Source organism: Streptomyces sp. NPDC005303, assembly GCF_040607335.1.
Lineage (GTDB): Bacteria > Actinomycetota > Actinomycetes > Streptomycetales > Streptomycetaceae > Streptomyces.
On the sequence record NZ_JBEXGM010000054.1, the window covers coordinates 1 to 16,556 of the forward strand.

12 protein-coding genes and 2 pseudogenes are annotated in these 16,556 nt (G+C 68.3%); 4 read left to right on the forward strand and 10 right to left on the reverse strand.

Going from position 1 to position 16,556, the window contains the following annotated elements; all coding sequences use genetic code 11:
* Window positions 1-587: 587 nt before the first annotated feature.
* Window positions 588-839, reverse strand: a complete 252-nt coding sequence (locus tag ABZT93_RS38425; RefSeq protein WP_356113435.1) for a hypothetical protein — start codon at window positions 837-839, stop codon at window positions 588-590.
* A 212-nt stretch (window positions 840-1,051) separates the two neighbouring features.
* Entirely contained in the window at window positions 1,052-1,441 is a 390-nt protein-coding gene (locus ABZT93_RS38430) for a signal peptidase I (protein ID WP_356113437.1), read from the reverse strand.
* 740 nt (window positions 1,442-2,181) lie between these two features.
* Here ABZT93_RS38430 and ABZT93_RS38435 point away from each other — a divergent pair.
* The gene (locus tag ABZT93_RS38435) at window positions 2,182-2,487 is read left to right on the forward strand and encodes a hypothetical protein (RefSeq protein ID WP_356113439.1); all 306 of its coding nucleotides are present in this window, start codon (window positions 2,182-2,184) and stop codon (window positions 2,485-2,487) included.
* Between the two features lie 141 nt (window positions 2,488-2,628).
* Here the strand turns inward: ABZT93_RS38435 and ABZT93_RS38440 are convergent.
* The 5 genes and pseudogenes from ABZT93_RS38440 to ABZT93_RS38460 form a co-directional block, all read right to left on the reverse strand.
* A pseudogene (locus ABZT93_RS38440) lies at window positions 2,629-2,990 on the reverse strand (NAD-dependent DNA ligase LigA); the annotation flags it as partial.
* 352 nt (window positions 2,991-3,342) lie between these two features.
* On the reverse strand, window positions 3,343-5,358 hold the full coding sequence (locus tag ABZT93_RS38445) for a M36 family metallopeptidase (protein WP_356113440.1): 2,016 nt from the start codon (window positions 5,356-5,358) through the stop codon (window positions 3,343-3,345).
* 108 nt (window positions 5,359-5,466) lie between these two features.
* A complete protein-coding gene (locus tag ABZT93_RS38450) occupies window positions 5,467-7,464 on the reverse strand; it encodes a M20/M25/M40 family metallo-hydrolase (protein WP_356113442.1) in 1,998 nt (665 codons plus the stop codon).
* A gap of 650 nt (window positions 7,465-8,114) precedes the next feature.
* Complete coding sequence (locus ABZT93_RS38455) at window positions 8,115-8,270, reverse strand: hypothetical protein (RefSeq protein ID WP_356113444.1); 156 nt, start codon at window positions 8,268-8,270, stop codon at window positions 8,115-8,117.
* A 226-nt stretch (window positions 8,271-8,496) separates the two neighbouring features.
* Entirely contained in the window at window positions 8,497-8,628 is a 132-nt protein-coding gene (locus ABZT93_RS38460) for a hypothetical protein (protein WP_356113446.1), read from the reverse strand.
* 93 nt (window positions 8,629-8,721) lie between these two features.
* On the opposite strand from ABZT93_RS38460, the gene ABZT93_RS38465 reads away from it, so the two are divergent.
* The gene (locus tag ABZT93_RS38465) at window positions 8,722-9,480 is read left to right on the forward strand and encodes a hypothetical protein (protein WP_356113448.1); all 759 of its coding nucleotides are present in this window, start codon (window positions 8,722-8,724) and stop codon (window positions 9,478-9,480) included.
* Between the two features lie 77 nt (window positions 9,481-9,557).
* Here ABZT93_RS38465 and ABZT93_RS38470 read toward each other — a convergent pair whose 3' ends face one another.
* The 3 genes from ABZT93_RS38470 to ABZT93_RS38480 form a co-directional block, all read right to left on the reverse strand.
* Complete coding sequence (locus ABZT93_RS38470; RefSeq protein ID WP_356113450.1) at window positions 9,558-10,397, reverse strand: transposase; 840 nt, start codon at window positions 10,395-10,397, stop codon at window positions 9,558-9,560.
* Between the two features lie 167 nt (window positions 10,398-10,564).
* A complete protein-coding gene (locus tag ABZT93_RS38475) occupies window positions 10,565-13,246 on the reverse strand; it encodes a tetratricopeptide repeat protein (protein ID WP_356113452.1) in 2,682 nt (893 codons plus the stop codon).
* Window positions 13,247-13,268: 22 nt separating this feature from the next.
* Complete coding sequence (locus tag ABZT93_RS38480; RefSeq protein ID WP_356113453.1) at window positions 13,269-13,571, reverse strand: trypco2 family protein; 303 nt, start codon at window positions 13,569-13,571, stop codon at window positions 13,269-13,271.
* A 663-nt stretch (window positions 13,572-14,234) separates the two neighbouring features.
* Between ABZT93_RS38480 and ABZT93_RS38485 the strand changes: the two genes are divergently transcribed.
* Complete coding sequence (locus ABZT93_RS38485) at window positions 14,235-14,657, forward strand: hypothetical protein (RefSeq protein WP_356113455.1); 423 nt, start codon at window positions 14,235-14,237, stop codon at window positions 14,655-14,657.
* Window positions 14,658-15,482: 825 nt separating this feature from the next.
* A pseudogene (locus tag ABZT93_RS38490) lies at window positions 15,483-16,349 on the forward strand (protein kinase); the annotation flags it as partial.
* Window positions 16,350-16,556 lie beyond the last annotated feature (207 nt).

A 16,556-nucleotide genomic window follows, 5' to 3' on the forward strand; every position in this document is an offset into this window, starting at 1 on the left:
GCACCAGCCCAGGGTCGCTGGCCGATGCCATCACAGCAAGGCAAATAGCACCAGACACAAACCCGCCCAGTGGTCATTTGTCAGACAGGCCGTAGCGGCGTCCGGCCCGTCAGGGCAGGACGGAGCCGCGCCCACGAGTGGAGGCCGGCCGAGCAGCAAGGCGACTCCGGCCGACAAAGCTGAACTCTGCCTGGCAATCGACAACGATGACCTGCCAGACGCGACTCCCGCCGGACAAGCCGGCCAGCTGGCAGCCGAACCCTCTACGAAGACTGCCACGCAAGGTGCAACGGGGAGGCGCGCGTTGCGGCGCTTCCTTTCAAACTTCCCCCAGCGGCTCCCGGCGCGGCCTGCGGGCGCGGGCGCCGACCGGCGGCGGACGGACATGCAGCTGTACCTCGTCCGCGGGCGGCGCAGCACCGTGACCGCGACCGGCTTCGGCGAGCGGCCCAGGGCGATGGCCCGACTATGAGGGGAGCGGCTGCCCGTGTTCTCCTGCCCTCCGGTCGGCTCGGAAGAGAGATGAGGCCGGTGGCATGACGCCGCCAGCCGGTCTGCGCGCCGAGGTGAGTGGCGGCGCTGGTTGGCTACTTGCCCTTGGCGAGTTGGTTGACGCGGCCGGTGGGCAGGTCGTGCATCTCGGCGATCTCGGCGAGGGTGTGGTGCGGGCGCCGTTGGAGTACGCCCCCTTGCCGGACGGCCTTGGTACGGGTGAGGGGGCCGGCGATGGCCTCGGTCAGGGCGGTCTGCAGGGCGCGACCTCTCCTGTTTTCCTGACCCTCCGGCCGGCTCGGGAGGAAGGTGAGGCCGGCGGCACGACGCCACTTGCCGGTGTGCACGGGAGGTGAGTGGCAGGCATCACGAGCTGGCTACTGCGCATGTGAGTCGCTTGAATCTGCGCCGCATCACGCACTCGCCGGCTTCCGAAGCGGAGAAGTCGGCGAGTGCCGCCGTTCCAGGAATGGGACGGCGGTTCGAGGATGGATGGGTGCGCACACGGCAGCGAGCCGGCCAGCGGTTCTCGCCGGTCTGAGTCATCGATCTTTCGTGGTCAGGTCTGCAGTCGAGCCTGATTCTGCTCCGTCACTGCGTAGCCGGGCACTGACGGCCATCGAACGGTCAGCACCACCGACTCATCCTCCGCGAACCATGAATGATCGATCCCGCGTCCCCATACGACGTAGTCACCCTGCTGTTCCAGAAGAACGCTGCGGCCCGGGAGTGCCACGCGGAAACGTCCGCTGATGAGAACCAGGAGAGCTGTGCGTTCCTCGCCCTTCACCCACTGCGATCGCTCGTCGCCGCGGGGGTGGACACCCCATTTGATCTCCACGGCCTCACTGTGGCGCGGATCGCCTACGTCCTTAAAGTGCCCCAGGAGCCATCCCCGGTCCAGTGCCGCATCCTTGCCTGCGTTGCCCACATACACACGGTCACTCATATGGCTGGACGCTAGCACCTGCTCCCGTGAGCGCCTTCGGTGCCGGCGACACACAGCGGAGATACAGGAATTACGTGTGCGTGCTTTATCCGCCCAGGACTCCAGCCGTAGATCGTTACGGTCGTGGCGTCGGGCGGCCGAGACACATTGCCATGCCCGTCCCACCCGTGCGCGACGGTCTTTCCCAGCCACGGCCTCAGCCTCCGTTGTGCGACCCGCAATACCTCGCCCGGGGGCAGCTCGTCAGCTCGTTCGATCACAACGAGACCCCAGTCCTGCCGGCGGACTGTGCCAAGTGTCATTGCACGCTCACGCAGCAGGTACTTCACCGCCGAAGCGACATCGGCCACCGGAGTACTTACCTGTAGCTGGCGAGTTTTCCGATATACCAGTCCAGCCACTGCTCGCCTTCCCTCGTGGCGGCTCGGGACAATGCGGACGCGGAATTCCCGTCGAGGAAGACCATGACCGGCCGGACCCGTGCGAGGACCTCGGTGAGGTCGGAGGTGCTCGCGTCCTGATGCTGGAGGCGGGCCGGGACTACGATCCAGGGACCGAGACGCCGATGTTCAACTACGCCGCAGGACGCGCCTCTGCGGGCGGCCTCGACGTCGGACAAGCCGCAGGGTTTCTACGACGCCACCGTAGATGGCGGCTCACAGATCGCCGGTGTGCCCTATAGCCAGGCGGACCCCCCGACTCCGGACAGGTCGAATCAGTTCAGCTGGTGGCGGCCGCGGATGCTGGGCGGTCGCACCAACCACTGGGGTCTGGTGCCGCTGCGCTTCGGACCGTACGACTTCAAGCCGAAGACCCGTGACGGACTGGGCTTCGACTGGCCGATCGAGTACGCCGACCTGGCGCCGTGGTACGACAAGGCCGAACGCCTCATCGGTGTCACCGGCCTTCGCCACGGGATCGAGAACGCCCCCGACTCCCCGCCCGGCGTCCAGCTCCCACCGCCGCCCCCGCGCGCCTTCGAGATGGTCCTCAGCCGGGCGTTCGAGCACCTGGGAAGTCGGCGGCGACTCAACTCGGCTGCGTAGGCCGCACGGTCTGGGCCGGGGACCGGCTCATCGCGAAGATGCTCGTATGCCGCTACGCATCGAAGAACGCGAAGGGGAAGCTCACCATCGGCGAACACTCCCACATCCGCCGCGCGTGCCGATCGCGTGCGAGACGTCCTACCCGGCGATCACGTCGCCGGGTGGAGCTTCGGCTCGACGCTGAAGCGTTGCGCTTCGTGGCCGATGCGTCTGACCGACGAGGCGGTCCAGGCCGTGAACTCCTCGGGTGAGAAGGCATTGTCCAGGCTCAGCATCGCCACCGTGTGCGGCACGTCGCCCACCACAGCCCCGCCGGCGACTTTCCCGGTCGGCGAGTCGGGCAGCACCTGATCGGGATGGTCCGACTCCCACGCGGCGATGCCCCGTACCAGCCGGTCGTAGGCATCGTCGTCCAGCGCCGACGTGCCGCCCGCGTAGTAAGCCCCCGACGCTTTCACCGCGTCCGCGTCCGCGACCGCCTGCGCGTACGCGGCACCATCCATGATCTCTTCTGGCAACGGACCAGGGCGGAGTATTTGACATGTCCGGGCACGGGCTCGCGCGTCACGTCATCGCGGGCAACATCTTGCACGGCTTCGCTGAGCCCTGGACAGAAGTGGCTGCCACGTACGGAGTCCACATCGCCTCAGTCGCGGGCACGCGCACCTCGACCGCGACCGCTCCATGCTGTGCCGTGAGCTGAGCGCCCGCCCAAGGGGACAACGACAGGCGACGTTCCCTTTCAGCCCCCGAATCACGGCACGCCCGGAATACTGCCTTTCCACCAGCGGTAGTTCTTGCTGGAGGCGGTCACGCTACGGTCGCGAGTCGGGCTCAGTGTGCCGGCAGACCGCCTCAGTCCTCATGTCCGGGCGGGGGCAGCTGGCTGCCGGCCCGGCAGCCGACGAAGGACGCGTTGGGACAGAAGGCGTCGAAGCCCATGCCGTAGCGGGCGAAGGATCCCCACGCCGCCTTGCGGACCTCGGGGTACTCGGCCTCGGTGAACGCCGTGCCCTTGAGGTCCGCCAGGGCCCGCAGGATCGCGCCGCGCGCGGTGAGGAACGACGGGTTCTTCGGGGTGAGTTTCAGCCCGTCGACGACGGCCTGCCAGGCGACCCGGTAGCCGCGCTCCTTGCTGCCGAGCTCCGCGCTGATTCGGCGGGTCATCTCCATGAGCGCGGCGCACCAGATCTCGCCGACGTTGTGGATTTTCGTGTAGTCGAGCCCGCCCGTGGCATGCCCGATGTCCCCGAAGTCACCCGGGTAGTTGTCGTCGTACGGCCGCTGGCGGATGCCGCCTGGGTTGTCTATGACCCAGTCGCCGACGACGGTGTGCTCCCGCTCCCGGAAGAAGTTGGGGATGGTGAGTGCGAAGTAGTCCGACCAGCCCTCGCCCATTGCCAGGGACTGGTCCTCGCGCAGACCGGCGGCATCGTGCAGGCCGCCGACCAGCCGGTTGGAGAGACCGTGCGCGTACTCGTGGCGGACGACTGCCGCGTCCATGGCCGTGTGCCTATTGGTTCCGGCGACCAAACCCATGTTCATCTCCGCCGCCAAACCGTCGGCGCGCGTGAGCATATTGGCTGTGCCGAAGACCGGCCCAGGATGGGCGCGGGCCACGACGGGGTCGGCTCCCACGCCCTTTCCCGAGAAATTGACGGTCTGGAAGTTGCCGTGCTCCTCCGTGAAGCCGAGCATTATGAGGAGGTCGTGCAGTTCGTTGCACAGGAAGAAGACGTTCGTGACGAGTTGTTCCGGCGTGCCGGGGTTCGGGGCGAACAGCGCGTTGCCCGCCGCGTCGACATCGACCTGGAAGGTTTTGCCGGTGTCCGCGTGGACGGCTTGCACGTTGTTCCCGAGGGTCGCCACGTGCCCGTTCTGCTGCGTGACCCAGGGTCCGGGAAACCCGGGCAACGGCGGCGCCGGGCGTTCGACCGGATAGTCGGTCAGTGGCAGGGGGAAGGAGGCCAGGGCGGGCTCCGTCTTGGCCGGGTTCTGCCGGACCACCAGTCCTCCGACGACGTGATTGGTCAGGTCCTGGAGGTACAGAACCTGGGGTGTCGCCGCGTCCGCCGTCTTCTCGTCGGCCTCCACGAGCGCGTGGTACTGCACGGCGCCGTTCGCGCGAGAGAACCTGAACGACCAGGCGAGACGGACGTCGTCGCCCATGTAGAAGTACACGAGCCGCGCGGGGATCGCCTCGTCGAAGGCGCCTTTGTCGAACGTCATCGGCTGGTCGTTGCCTGCCTGGGAACTCAGCCGACGGAAGCCTTCCGAGATGTCGAGAGCCGGCAGTTCGTCGGTGCCGAACAGACCGTCGATCGTGACCGGTTCGGCCGCCTTTGCGGCGCCGGCGGCCAGAGCCGTCTCGACCGGCAGCGCGGGCATCGTGGGCACGTTGCCCGGCACGCTTGCCGTGTCGCCGACGACCCTGACGACCGTGCCGTCCTCGCGCAGCCAGACCTTGGGAGCCATGCCCCACACGTCGATGCCGTTGAGTGTCTGCTGGAGGCTGACCACGCGCATGCCGCCGCTCGTGGACGTCACCTTCGGATCGGCCTCGAACTCCGCGGGCTCTCCGGCGGCGAAGCCGATCGCCCCTGAGACCGAGGAAAGGTACTCCTTGGCGCGGACGATGTATTCGCCGTCGGCGGCCTCGGCGCCCGCCCGTTCGGCGAGGCCGGCCGGTGCGCCCTCCACCCGTAGCTCGGTCAGGTGCCCGGTGAAGCGGTTCACCTTGCTGTCGTCGGTGATGAGGGTGTGTTGTACCGACTCCGCCACACGATCGGTCTCGGCGAGGAACGCCGAAGCGCCCCGGACCCGGGCGAGCCGGTCGTACTGCAGATCCCGCTTGTCGATCAGCTGTGTCATGACGTGCTCCTGCCACGGGCGCTGGGCCCGGCGTCGGCGGTCTTGTGTGCTCTTCAGCGTCTGGTGCGCTCTTTGGCTCCCTTGTGTGTTCGTCGGCACTCTTGTGGGTTACAGGCCTGCGAGGGTGAGGGCGGTTGCCGTGACGGAGCGGGCGACCGTGGCCGCGAACTCCGGGCTGTGATCCTGGTCGAGGAGGGTGTCTCCCGGTGTGTGATATTGCCGGGTGCCCGTCCCGGGTCGGCCGTCCGAAGCGAAAATGTCCTCGGATACGGCGATGGCCGCCCACCCCCGCTCGTGGAAGCTGGCGTGGTCGCTCCGTCCGATCGCCGGATCGGATGGGCCCGTGAGCTGTTGGACCGTCACCGCGGGGTCGATGACGGGGACGGTGTTCGCGACGAGAGCGCCCAGCGTGTTGGATGACCCGACGACCGGACCCGGTACCGAGGAACCGGCGTGGATCTCGACGGTGGGTGTACTGCCCTGCTGACGCCCCGCGATCATGTCCATCTGGAAGACACCGGCGATACGGTCGTCGGCCGCGGCGGCGGCCCGCGCGTAGAACTTGCTGCCGACCAGGCCCTGTTCCTCGGCGTTGAAGAGCACGAAGCGTACGTTCCGATTCGGCGTTCTGCCCTCTGCCAGCATGTCGTGCAGGCACTCGGCCGCGGCCATGACGGCGGCGGTTCCGCTGCCGTCGTCGTCGGCGCCGGGTGCGGGGTCCATTGTGGGGTCGTAGGGGCGCGGGTCGCCGTTCTCGTCGACGAATTCACCGCTCGAGGCAGTGGAGTCCAGATGCGCGGTGATGAGAACCGTGGAGTCCGCACCGGCCACTCGGTGCTCGGCCTCCAGGTTGAACAACCGGTGTCCACGCCACCGGAACCGGTGCAGTCGTACCTCCAGGCCGAGGTTCTGGAAGCGGTCCGCGAGGGCCTCGACGACTCGGGGGTTGTCCGCGGCGGATACGTCACGGCTGCGCACCAGCAGCGCCTCGCCGCTTCCGAGCGGTTCGACACCGGAGAGGCGCGCGACATGGCCGCGCAGTACCTCTGGGGTCACGGCCGCCCGTACCGCGGCGATCGTCTCCGGGGAGGGGTGGTCGTCACCAGCTGCCGAAACGCGTGGTCCCGGCTCTGCCGGGACTTCCGTGGCGCCTCCCATGCCTTCCGCGCGGCCTGCGGCGAGTCCTTGTGCCCATGCCTCTCCGGGGCGGGAGAGGAGCGCCGGGTCTGGAAGCAGTCGTTCGGTGTGGCCGGGCTTCGCGCCCGGCAGGTGGACGTCCTCGATCGGGGCGCCGGCGGGTGCGGCGACGTAGACGCCGCCCGGAGCGGGGCCCAGCGGTAGGAGCGGCGGAGCGGTGACGCCGGCGAGTTCGTCGGCTACGGCGTCGAAAGCGGACGTGGCGCGTGTTGTCGCCCTCTCCGGGGCGTCCGCGGAGCCCTGGGCGAGGGTGAGGGGGCGGTCGTCGCGGATCAGGAAGGCCGCCGTGTCCTCCACCGGCCCCCGCAGGTCGACCGTGAACCCGGCCTGTTCGAGCGCCGCGGCGCCGCGCGTGCTCGCCATGGCCAGCACGAGCCGCACGGAGGCGATGTGCACGGGAACGACCTCGGCCCGGTTCGCGACCGTCGCCAGTGCGGGCAGGCCCTGGCCCTCGGGCAGCCCGATCCGCGCCCAGAGGACAGGACGGTTCTCCAGGGCGGCGGCGGTGAACACGGGGTGGGCCGCCGTACGCAGCCCGGCTTGTCGGGCGAACGCGCGCTCCTGCTGGTCCTCGCCCACGAAAACGCACTCGTCGGCCGCGGAGGCCGGGATCCCCCCGCCCGCCGTGCCGGCGACCGCCTCCTCGAAGATCGCCCGGCTGTTCTTGGGGCCCCAATGGATGAGCGAGTCGTCCGTGAACCGGCCGGGGAAGGCCTCCCGCAGAGCCGACGCGGCCCGCTCCGCGGCGACTTCACTCGAACCCGGGTTGGAGATGACGCCCTTGCGTACGTCGAGGAAGGCGTCGAGCACGGCGAGGACGCGGGGTCGGGGCACCAACGTCAGCGAACCGTCCGCCTCCTCCCGTGCATCCGCCAGGGTCGCTCCTATGTCGAAGAAGAGAACGGGCATCTCGAAGCCTCCGAAATGAACCGGGAATCGGCACGTGACCGAGTGGACGTCGCGGGCGGCAACGGCTCAGCCGCGAGAGCGGGTGGGGCGCGAGAGGGTGCTAGTGAACGGTCCTGTGTGCCGGCCAGCCACTGCCACACACTCCACTCCGGGAATGGGCTCCAGGCTCCCGACCACTCCATCATCTGCCTTCGGTTGCGTGCTCGCATCCCGGGATGTAGGCGAATGCCGTTCAACTTGGGACAGTTGAAGGAGTTACGGAGCATGAGCAGACGGAGCGCCACAATCGGCCAGCCGATCACAGCAGTACCTCGGCCATATCGGCCCCATGCAGCCGCCCTCGAGGGGGTGGGGTGTTGCGCCACTGCCGGCACGACCGCAATGCCCTCGCGTCCAACCCGTAGCGGCTCGCGATCGTGGCAGATCAGCGATGAGGTCGATTCCCCGCTGAGTGGAGCGAGGCGCCCCGGCATGGCCAGGGGCGTCGAGGTGGACCGTGGCTGCAGCCTTGATCTTGAGCCTCGTCGGTACAAAGCCGAGTGCGGCGGCCAAAGCGTACGTGCGTCGGCTCCCTGAGCGGGCAGTCATGCTGCCGGCGGCCAGACACTGTTGCCGGGCGGCGTCGGGGCCTTGTTGTCGGTGTTCAGAGGTCAGGCAGAAAGCTGTTCCAGCCGGCACAACTGGACCCGGTGACGGTCGAGGTGTGGCACGTCGTTCACTTCCGGCGGTTCGACCACCACGCTGACCGTCCCACAGACCTGACTCACGTGGCCTTCGGCAACGAGGACGAGTATGTCCTCGCGCACCTCGTCACCATTTACCTACGAAGTGCTGCGGAAGAGGCCGGCCCTCGCGATCGCTGCAAGTTCCGACGGTCCGGACAGCGGACTGCAAGAGGGCGACCACCAGGTCGCTGTCGGCTTCGTCGGCGACGGGTCTGCCGTAAGCGACCTGCGGCTCGTCATGAGGTGGGAGATCTGCATCGAGGAAGGGGAGCCGGCAACAGGGGGCACGCACACTGAAAATCCGGCGTCACGGCTCGTACTCGACGTAGCGGAACTCCGGCCCGTGGATGTGTCCGTTCCCGTCGGGCGGTGTGCGCACCAGGGCGTGGGCGGGTCCCTCCAGAGCGAACATCTGGCGCGACGCGGTGTCGGCGTTCACGGCCCGAGGCAGACATCGCGCCTGGGCAACAGGCGGATATATCCTGAAAACGTGAGGTTTTTGCGCCCATGAAACCCGCACAGGAGTGATGTCATGAGCCTGCTTCCGGCCGAGATCAAGGTGAACGTCGAGGGCGATGTGCCCGGTGCGCTGTCGGCTCTCGGGAGTTCGCGGGGTGTGCTGACCTCGCGCCGGATCTGGTTCGCAGAGGACCGGCAGGGGGCCGCCGAGGGGCGGGTGCCGTTGTTGGACAACAGGGTGATCGTGCGCTTCAGATTGGGCGGCGCATCGGAGGATCTGACGGTCAAGCTGCGTCCGTGCGACCAGAAGCAGCTGGTCGGCCGGTTCTCCGACGCCTTCGAAGCGGGACCCTTCACCTACCGGATCGAGGAGGACTGGTCGAGGAACGGCCGCGTGCTGGCGGCCGCTCTGGTTCGCGACTGCCCTCCTGGAACGCTGGGCGATGTGGTGGAGCAGGGAGCCGATGCCGCCGCGGCGATGGACGCGGTGCAGGACCAGTTCCTGCATGCCTGCGCGCCCTCCGTCCGGCGTGACGGGCTGGTCGCGCTGGGGCCCGTCCTGTCGACGAAGATCGAGGACGTCCCGCTCGACGACCTGAGGGCCGACCTGGAGGTGTGGTCGGTGACCGGCTTGGAGTTCCTGGAGGTCTCGATCCGGGTGAAACCCAAGGACAAGGACGATCGGGAGACGTTCACGGCACGGGCCGAGCGCAAGCAGCGGAAACTCCAGGAGGTGGTACGGGAATGCGGGGTGGCCCTCTCCGAGCACCCCGAGAACAAGACCCGCCGCGTACTCACCGCCTTGGTGGCGGCCGCCCGCCGGCTCGACTGACCACTCAACAAGCAAGATCAGCCGTTGAATTGACACACCAACACCTCGATTCTCTGCTAGCCCCTAGTAGTGCTGCGTTAGGTTCCGGTTCTGGTGAGGGGGCGGTCGCAGGTGGTGCAGGTGCCGTTCCAGCACCGCGGCAGGTCCCGCAGCGCGTCGAGGACTTGGCCCCGCCAGGTGCGGCCCTCGAAGTGGTCCAGGCCCAGACCCTGTTTGAGCTCGCGGTAGTCGTGCTCGATACGCCATCGCATCTTGGCCCAGCGCACCAGATCGGCCACGGGAGTGGTGGCGGACAGGTTTCTCATCCAGTAACCGGTGGGCTCCGTGGCAGTGTCGGGCTGTTCGACCAGCAGGGTACGCAGCGGCAGCACGCCGTCCCACCGGCTGCGCCCGCCGGCCTGCTCCTGAGTGGCGTCGGTGGCTTCCTTGCCCGACGGACGCACCTCGAGCACGGCAAAGCGTGAGGTCATCGACCCCTTGCTGCCCTGGCGCCAGATGACGTCCTGGAAGGGGGTGTCCGGGTCGATCAGGTGGTGCAGGGAGCGGGTGGGCTCCCGGTATCGGGCAACGTGGGCGGCCCCGGCCCTTGGTAGGGCGGGCTGATACGGCTGGGCAGCGGCCGGGCGGGCGATCTCCTTCGGCTCCACGGCCAGGACGCAGGACCAGCCGCGTTCCTCCAGCGCCAGACGGAAGGACACGCTGCGGCCGTAGCCACAGTCGGCCACGATCACAGGCACCGGTCCCAGCCAGCCGGCCAGCTTCTTCAGCAGCCCCAGGGCCAGGCGGGGCTTGGTCACATGAGCTATCTCGTCGGGGACGCCCGCGGCCTTGCGCCGCTGGGTGTCCTGCGCCCATTCCTCGGGCAGGAACTGCTCCCATTCCAGCGGACAGGAGGCGGTGTCGGTGGCCGCGTGCACGGTGACGGCGACCTGGCAGTTGGCCGTTTGCCCAGCGCTCCGCAGTATTGCCGGGCTCCAAGGCCGTAAGCGTCAACTCCCAGGCAAACTCGACCGTTCAGGCGCGACTTCGCCGCAGTGACCGCTGGACTGACCACCGACCGGAACTCCGCGTGCGTCGGGCCGCCTCAGCCGGAGGCACGCTCCAGGGCCGCCTCAAGTTCTGCCACCCGCCGCGGGATGTCGAGGGAGCGGACCAGCTCAAGCGCCTCGCCGTACGCCTCCCGGGCGAGGGCAGGTCGGTGGGCGTGGAAGTGGATGTCTCCCAGGATCGTCAGCATCGTCGCCAGGCCTGCCTGGTCACCGCGGTGCCGGTGGAACTCGATGGCCGGCGCCAGGGTCTCCTCGGCCTCGGCGTACCGGCCCATCTGGTCGTACGCCAGGGCCAGATGCCACTGGCACCAGACGATCTCGGCGGGGTCTCCCCGGCGCCGGCTTGTCTCCAGGGCGTCCGTCAGCACGCGTGCCCCCTCCTCCGGCCGGTCCATCTGGCGGTAGGCGTCGGCCATGTGGGCGGAGAGCCAGATTTCGGAACCCTTGTCGCCCCGCTGCCGGTAGATGGCCCGGGCCTCGGTGTACCGGCGCAGTGCGTCGCCGGGACGCTCCAGGTCGCACTGGAGGTCGCCGAAGTGGGTCAGAATCCAGCCCTCCTTGTCCTGGTCGCCGCGTGCGCGGACGATTTCCAGCGCGCGCTCGTACAGCCCGGTCGTCTCCTCACGGCGCCCCAGGATGCGCCGTGCCTCGGCGAGATGGATGAGCGACCCTAGCTCGGCGGACTCGTCGTGCCGCGTCCGGGCTGCCTGGACCGCCATGGCCTTGACGGCCTCCATCTCCTCCCACTGGCTGCGGTAGAAGAGGAGCCCGTACAGCGGCTCCACCAGACGCAGCAGCAGCTCCCACTCATGGCTCTCGTACGCACGGCGGATATTGGCCTGGACGTTGAGGTGTTCCTCCGCGAACCAGTCGATCGCCTCGGCGGGCAGGTTCTCGTGGGCTCCCGGGCGGCTCATCCAGGTGTCCAGCCGGGTCGCGTACCAGTCCGCGGAGCGCCGGAATGCCTGCTGCCGCTCGGCCTCCGGTTCGGTGCGCTCGGCGTGCTCCCCGGCGTACAGGCGCAGCAGGTCGTGCAGCCGGTAGCGCTCGCCGGTGGGACCGTCGACCTCCACCAGCTGCCGGTCGGCGAGCTCGCCCAGGAGACGTCCGGCCTTCTCCTCCCCGATGTCGGCGCAGCGCGCGGCCAGTGCGGGCACGAAGTCGGCTCCGGCGAGCAGACCGAGGTACCGGAACAGCCGGCGGGTGTCCTCGCGCAGTGCCCGGTAGCTGATCTCGAAGCTGCTGCGTACTCCGATGTCCTCGCCGTCCAGTTGGCCCTCCAGGTGCGAGATGCGCCGCCGTTCGTCGGCGAGCAGTCCGGCGTGCTCGCTCAGTGGCCGTCTGCGCTGGGAGGGGGCGATGAGGTTCCCTCCGGTGATGCAGATGGCCAGCGGCAGTCCTCCCAGGAGGGTAACGATGGTGTCCGCGGCGTTGCGCTCGCGGGCGACGCGCTCGGCGCCGATGACGCGTTCGAAGAGCCGTAGCGCCTCCGTGTCGGGCAGCGGTTCGACCTCCACCCGGTCCGCGCCCTGGACGGAGGGCAGGGCCGAGCGGCTGGTGAGGATCGCGGCGCTGCCCGGTGCCGCGGGCAGCAGGGGGACGACGCGGGCCGCGTCGGCCACGTTGTCGAGGACGAGGAGGCTCGGACCGGCTCGCAGATGGTCCTGGAGCCGCTGCCGCCGCGCCCGCGCGTCGGGGGGAAGGCTGTCGCCGGACAGCCCGAACGCCTGCAGGAGCTCGATCATGGCCGCCTCGGTCGACACGTCGAAGCCCTCGCCGCCGAGGTCGATCCGGATGCGGGCGTGCCAGAAGGTGGGCGCCAGGCGGTGGGCGATCTGGGTGGCGAGTTCGGTCTTGCCGACGCCCGCCATGCCGTGGAGGACCACCACCGGGGCGCTGTCCTCGAGTTGGTCGACGAGCAGTCCGGTCGCCCTCACGATGGCCCGCTCGCGGTCGGTGAAGTTGGCGCGGGCCCTGCCCAGGTTCATGTGGCGGGTGGTGCGCGGCAAGGCACCGGCTGGGATGCGCGGCAGGGCGACCCAGTTGTCCGCCCGCAGGTCCCACCACCATGGGGTCCCCTGCCCCAGCTCGATCAGTCCCGTCAGAGGTACCACGGTCAGGGTGGACGACCCTTCGGGGAGGTGGTGCTCGCTGACGACGCCCACGGCCAGTGCGCCCAGCTGGGGGTCGTCGCTGAACACGACCGCCCCGGACATGCCGCGCCACTGGGAGCCGTTCCTGCCGGGCGTCCCTTCGGGCGTCGACTGGGTCCGGAACTCCAGCAGGCCGCGCCGCAGATGGGAGCCCGGTGGGATGACTCCGTTGATCTGGGAGCTGTCACGCAGGGGTACGTCGGTGCCCGACTGCGGGTGCTCGTTCCAGCCGGGGTAGCCCATGGCCCAGCACTCGACCAGCGCGGTCCGTCCGCGGTCGATCCGGGCATACCGGACGGCGGGCAGGTCCGTGAGGGAAGAGTGGTCGGCGACCCGCAGGACGGCGAGATCCTGTGCGGGGTCCGCAGCGAGGACCTCCGCCGCCAGTTCGAACCGGTCCCCGCGCCGCACGCTGATCACGTCGTCCACGGAGCCGTCGGTGAGGACGTTGTGCGCGGCGGTGAGGACCAGCCGGCCGCCGACGAGACACCCGGAGCCCACGCTCCAGGGGCCCGTCCGGCGTCTGCGGAGGACTTCCACCGCGCGCTCGAAAGGGGCGGTCACCTCGGTCGTCCAGGTGTCCGGGTCAGGGCTTGGCGAGGGAGTCGCGCGTGACGCGCACCGGCCGTCCCGAACGGTCGGTCGGCGCCTCCAGCGTGATCAGGACCCGCTGGATCTCCTCCCTGCGGTACTGGCCGTCGCCGCCGAGTTCCAGCACCCAGAATTTGGCGCGGCCCGTGCCCGTCGTCTGGTGTGTGACTCCGACGCTCAGCTCCAGCTGCACCTCGCCGACACCGAAGTGAAAGTCTGCGTCCGAGCCGGCGGCGACGGCTTCGGCCAGTTCCTCCCGCAAGGCGGCGATGGTCTCGGCAAGCCCAAGGTTCCCCACGTGATCCCCCCGTGTCCGTGTTCTGCGTCGGCACGGCGTCGGGCGGCCGCCACGACGGACGCGGGCCGCGGGCCGGAGAGAGGTCTCCCGCCGTGCGGGACGAGTATTCCCGGACGGACGGCGGGTCACGCAAGAATCCCGGGAAAGCTCGCCGTCCACCGCGGGCCGTGGTACGGCGCTGGGTTCAGTCCACGTCGCTGGTGCTCCACCGCACGCCCCGTCGTGCTTCAAGACGAGATCTCCGAAATCGCCCGCTGCCTGAAACTGCTCGCCAAAAGAAGCTGCAGGTGCCCATCGTCGCGATCTCCACCCTCAACCGCAGTCCCAAACAGCGCACCGGCGAAAACCCATGATCAACGACCTGCGGGACTCCGGCCCCTGTGAGGCCGACTTCATCGTCGAGACCATAACCCGGGCCTGCGGGATCTCAGATTCGGTGGCCGAATCTCACGACTGATTGCCGCTCGGTGGCCGATCGGTCACCGATCTGCACCGCAGGATAGGCGACTGTTCAACATGTGATTAGCTAGTAATAGCTCAAAACATCATTTTAGGTACTTAATATAAAATGCGCCCATAGTCCACTAAACTGGTGCTTCGGGGAGTCCGATTCGCGTAGGGTGACATAGGGGGCAAGTCGTGAGTGGTGACAGGACACGTGGGATGAACCTCGTGCTGGAAGGCAGCCCGGACAGCGACCAGGAGGAGCTGGACGTGCTTACCCTCCAGCTCCGCGAGCAACTCCTTGGGCTCGAAGTCGATCAAGTCGAGTTGAAGCGCTTGGACGCGGCCCCCACGGGCGCCAAGCCCGGCGAGGCCATCGCTCTCGGCAGCCTCGTGGTGACCGTGGCGCCGATTGCGCTGCGGGCCGTCTTGAGCCTGTTGGAGACATGGATTGGGCACCGGCCCATTCGTGCGGTCACCGTTACGATGGACGGGGACAGCCTTGAGGTGCACGGCATTTCATCGGCGGAACAACGGCAACTGATCGACGTCTTCGCTGCCGCCCACGGGTCGGCACCGTCGCCCGCAGCGGACCTCGCCCCCGCACCGGAGTCTCACACCCGCACCGGCGGGGGAACCTGAGGTGCTGTGGTGTCCGGAGGCCGTTTTGCTCTGCTCGTTGCCACAGGCCATTACGAGAGCCCCGACCTGCGACAACTCCGCTCACCCGTGCATGATGTCAAAGGCCTGGCTGCGGTCCTTCAGGACCAGAGAATCGGCGGATTCGAGGTGCGGACGATCGTAGATGGCGAACATGCCGAGGTGATACGCGCCATCGAGGTTTTTTTCCGGAAGCGCAGCCCAAAGGACTTCCTCCTGCTGCACATTTCGTGCCACGGTCTCAAGAACGACAGAGGCAAACTGCTTTTCGCTGTCCGGGACACTAACCTGGAGCAACCCGCCTCTACGACCGTCTCATCCGACTTCCTGCGGGATCAAATGGAGGAGTGCCGGGCCAAGTCGATCGTGTCGCTCCTGGACTGCTGTTACGCCGGCGCCTTCATGGCGGGTGCCAAAGGCGACACGGCGGTGCACACCACCGAGGAGTTGAAGCACGAGGTAGCCGAGGGCCACGGCCACGCGGTGCTTGCCGCGACCAGCCGCACCGAGTACGCCTGGGAGGGCGACCACTTCAGCGAGATGGCTCCCGCACCGTCCCACTTCACGGGGATGGTCATCAAGGGGCTGCGATCGGGCGAGGCGGACCTCAATGAGGACGGCCAAGTGAGCGCTCAGGAACTGTACGACTACGTCTGCCACGAGATGCTTGTCGCGGAGGTCAGGCAGAGCCCGCAGTTCTGGGGGCGGCAACAAGGGCAAATCGTGGTTGCGCGGTCAGTCCTGAGCACCCGGCAAATCGAGCCTCGCCTCCCTGACCGGTACGAACTCGGCCAGGCGTTCGGCGGCCTGCACGAGCCGCGACGCCTCGGCGGCCGGTACGAGTTGGGCCAAGTGCTCGACCGTGTGGGCATGACCGAGGTCTACCTCGCGCACGACATCCGCTTCGGCCGCACCGTGATGGTGAGGACGCTACGCGCGGACCTCGCGCGCGACCCCACCTCCCGGGTCCTGTTCTGCCACAGGGGCCAGTCGGTCGCCTCGCTCCACCACCCCGCGATCATCGCGGTCTACGACACGGGCGAGGACTACATCGACGAGGTCTCGACTCCGTACATCGTCACGGAGTACGTCGACGGCGTCACGCTCCATGATCTTTTCCACAGTGGCCGCAAGCTGCTGCCGGAGCGCGCCATGGAGCTGACCATCTGCATCCTCCAAGGCCTGGAATACGCCCACCGCAACGCTATTGTCCACTGCTGCATCAGCCCGGCCAACGTCATGCTGGCGCGCGACGGCCAGGTCAAGCTGATGGACTTCGGCATCGCTCGCGCCATGGACGACTCCGGCATGACGATGACCCAGACGGCGGCCGTGATCGGCACCGCCGAGTATTTCACGCCGGAGCAGGCGATGGGCGAGCGGGTGGACGCGCGGTCTGACCTGTACTCGACGGGCTGCCTGCTGTACGAGTCCCTCACGGTGAGGCCCCCCTTCGTGAGCGACTCTCCTGTCGCGGTCCTTTACCAGCACGTCCGTGAAGAGGCCCAACCCCCGTCGGCCTTCGACCCCGAGATCACGCCCGAGATGGACGCGATCGTGCTGAAGGCAATGGCCAAGAACCCGGACTACCGCTATCAGTCCGCCGACGAAATGCGCGCGGACATCGAGGCCTGCCTCGACGGTCGGCCGCTCCCGACTGCCACCCTGGGAGCGTTCTCACCCTTCTGGTTCGCCATACCCGAAGCCCGCCCGCTACTCTCCGAGACCTCGGGAGGGCGGATAGGCACATTGAAACCAGATCAGTGGTATCGGGCCGTTGACAGACGTGGGCCCGCTCTGCTGGTCATGGTCGGTGCGCTCCGAGGTCTCCTTGCGGACGTCTCCAGAATCCAGCGCTATGGAGACAGCTGACTCCGCGAC

Coding starts and splice junctions, on each gene's coding strand:
- ABZT93_RS38435 (WP_356113439.1), top strand. CDS start 2,182: ATGCTGGGCGGTCGCACCAACCACTGGGGTCTGGTGCCGCTGCGCTTC.
- ABZT93_RS38445 (WP_356113440.1), bottom strand. CDS start 5,358: ATGACACAGCTGATCGACAAGCGGGATCTGCAGTACGACCGGCTCGCC.
- ABZT93_RS38465 (WP_356113448.1), top strand. CDS start 8,722: ATGAGCCTGCTTCCGGCCGAGATCAAGGTGAACGTCGAGGGCGATGTG.
- ABZT93_RS38430 (WP_356113437.1), bottom strand. CDS start 1,441: ATGAGTGACCGTGTGTATGTGGGCAACGCAGGCAAGGATGCGGCACTG.
- ABZT93_RS38450 (WP_356113442.1), bottom strand. CDS start 7,464: ATGCCCGTTCTCTTCTTCGACATAGGAGCGACCCTGGCGGATGCACGG.
- ABZT93_RS38485 (WP_356113455.1), top strand. CDS start 14,235: ATGAACCTCGTGCTGGAAGGCAGCCCGGACAGCGACCAGGAGGAGCTG.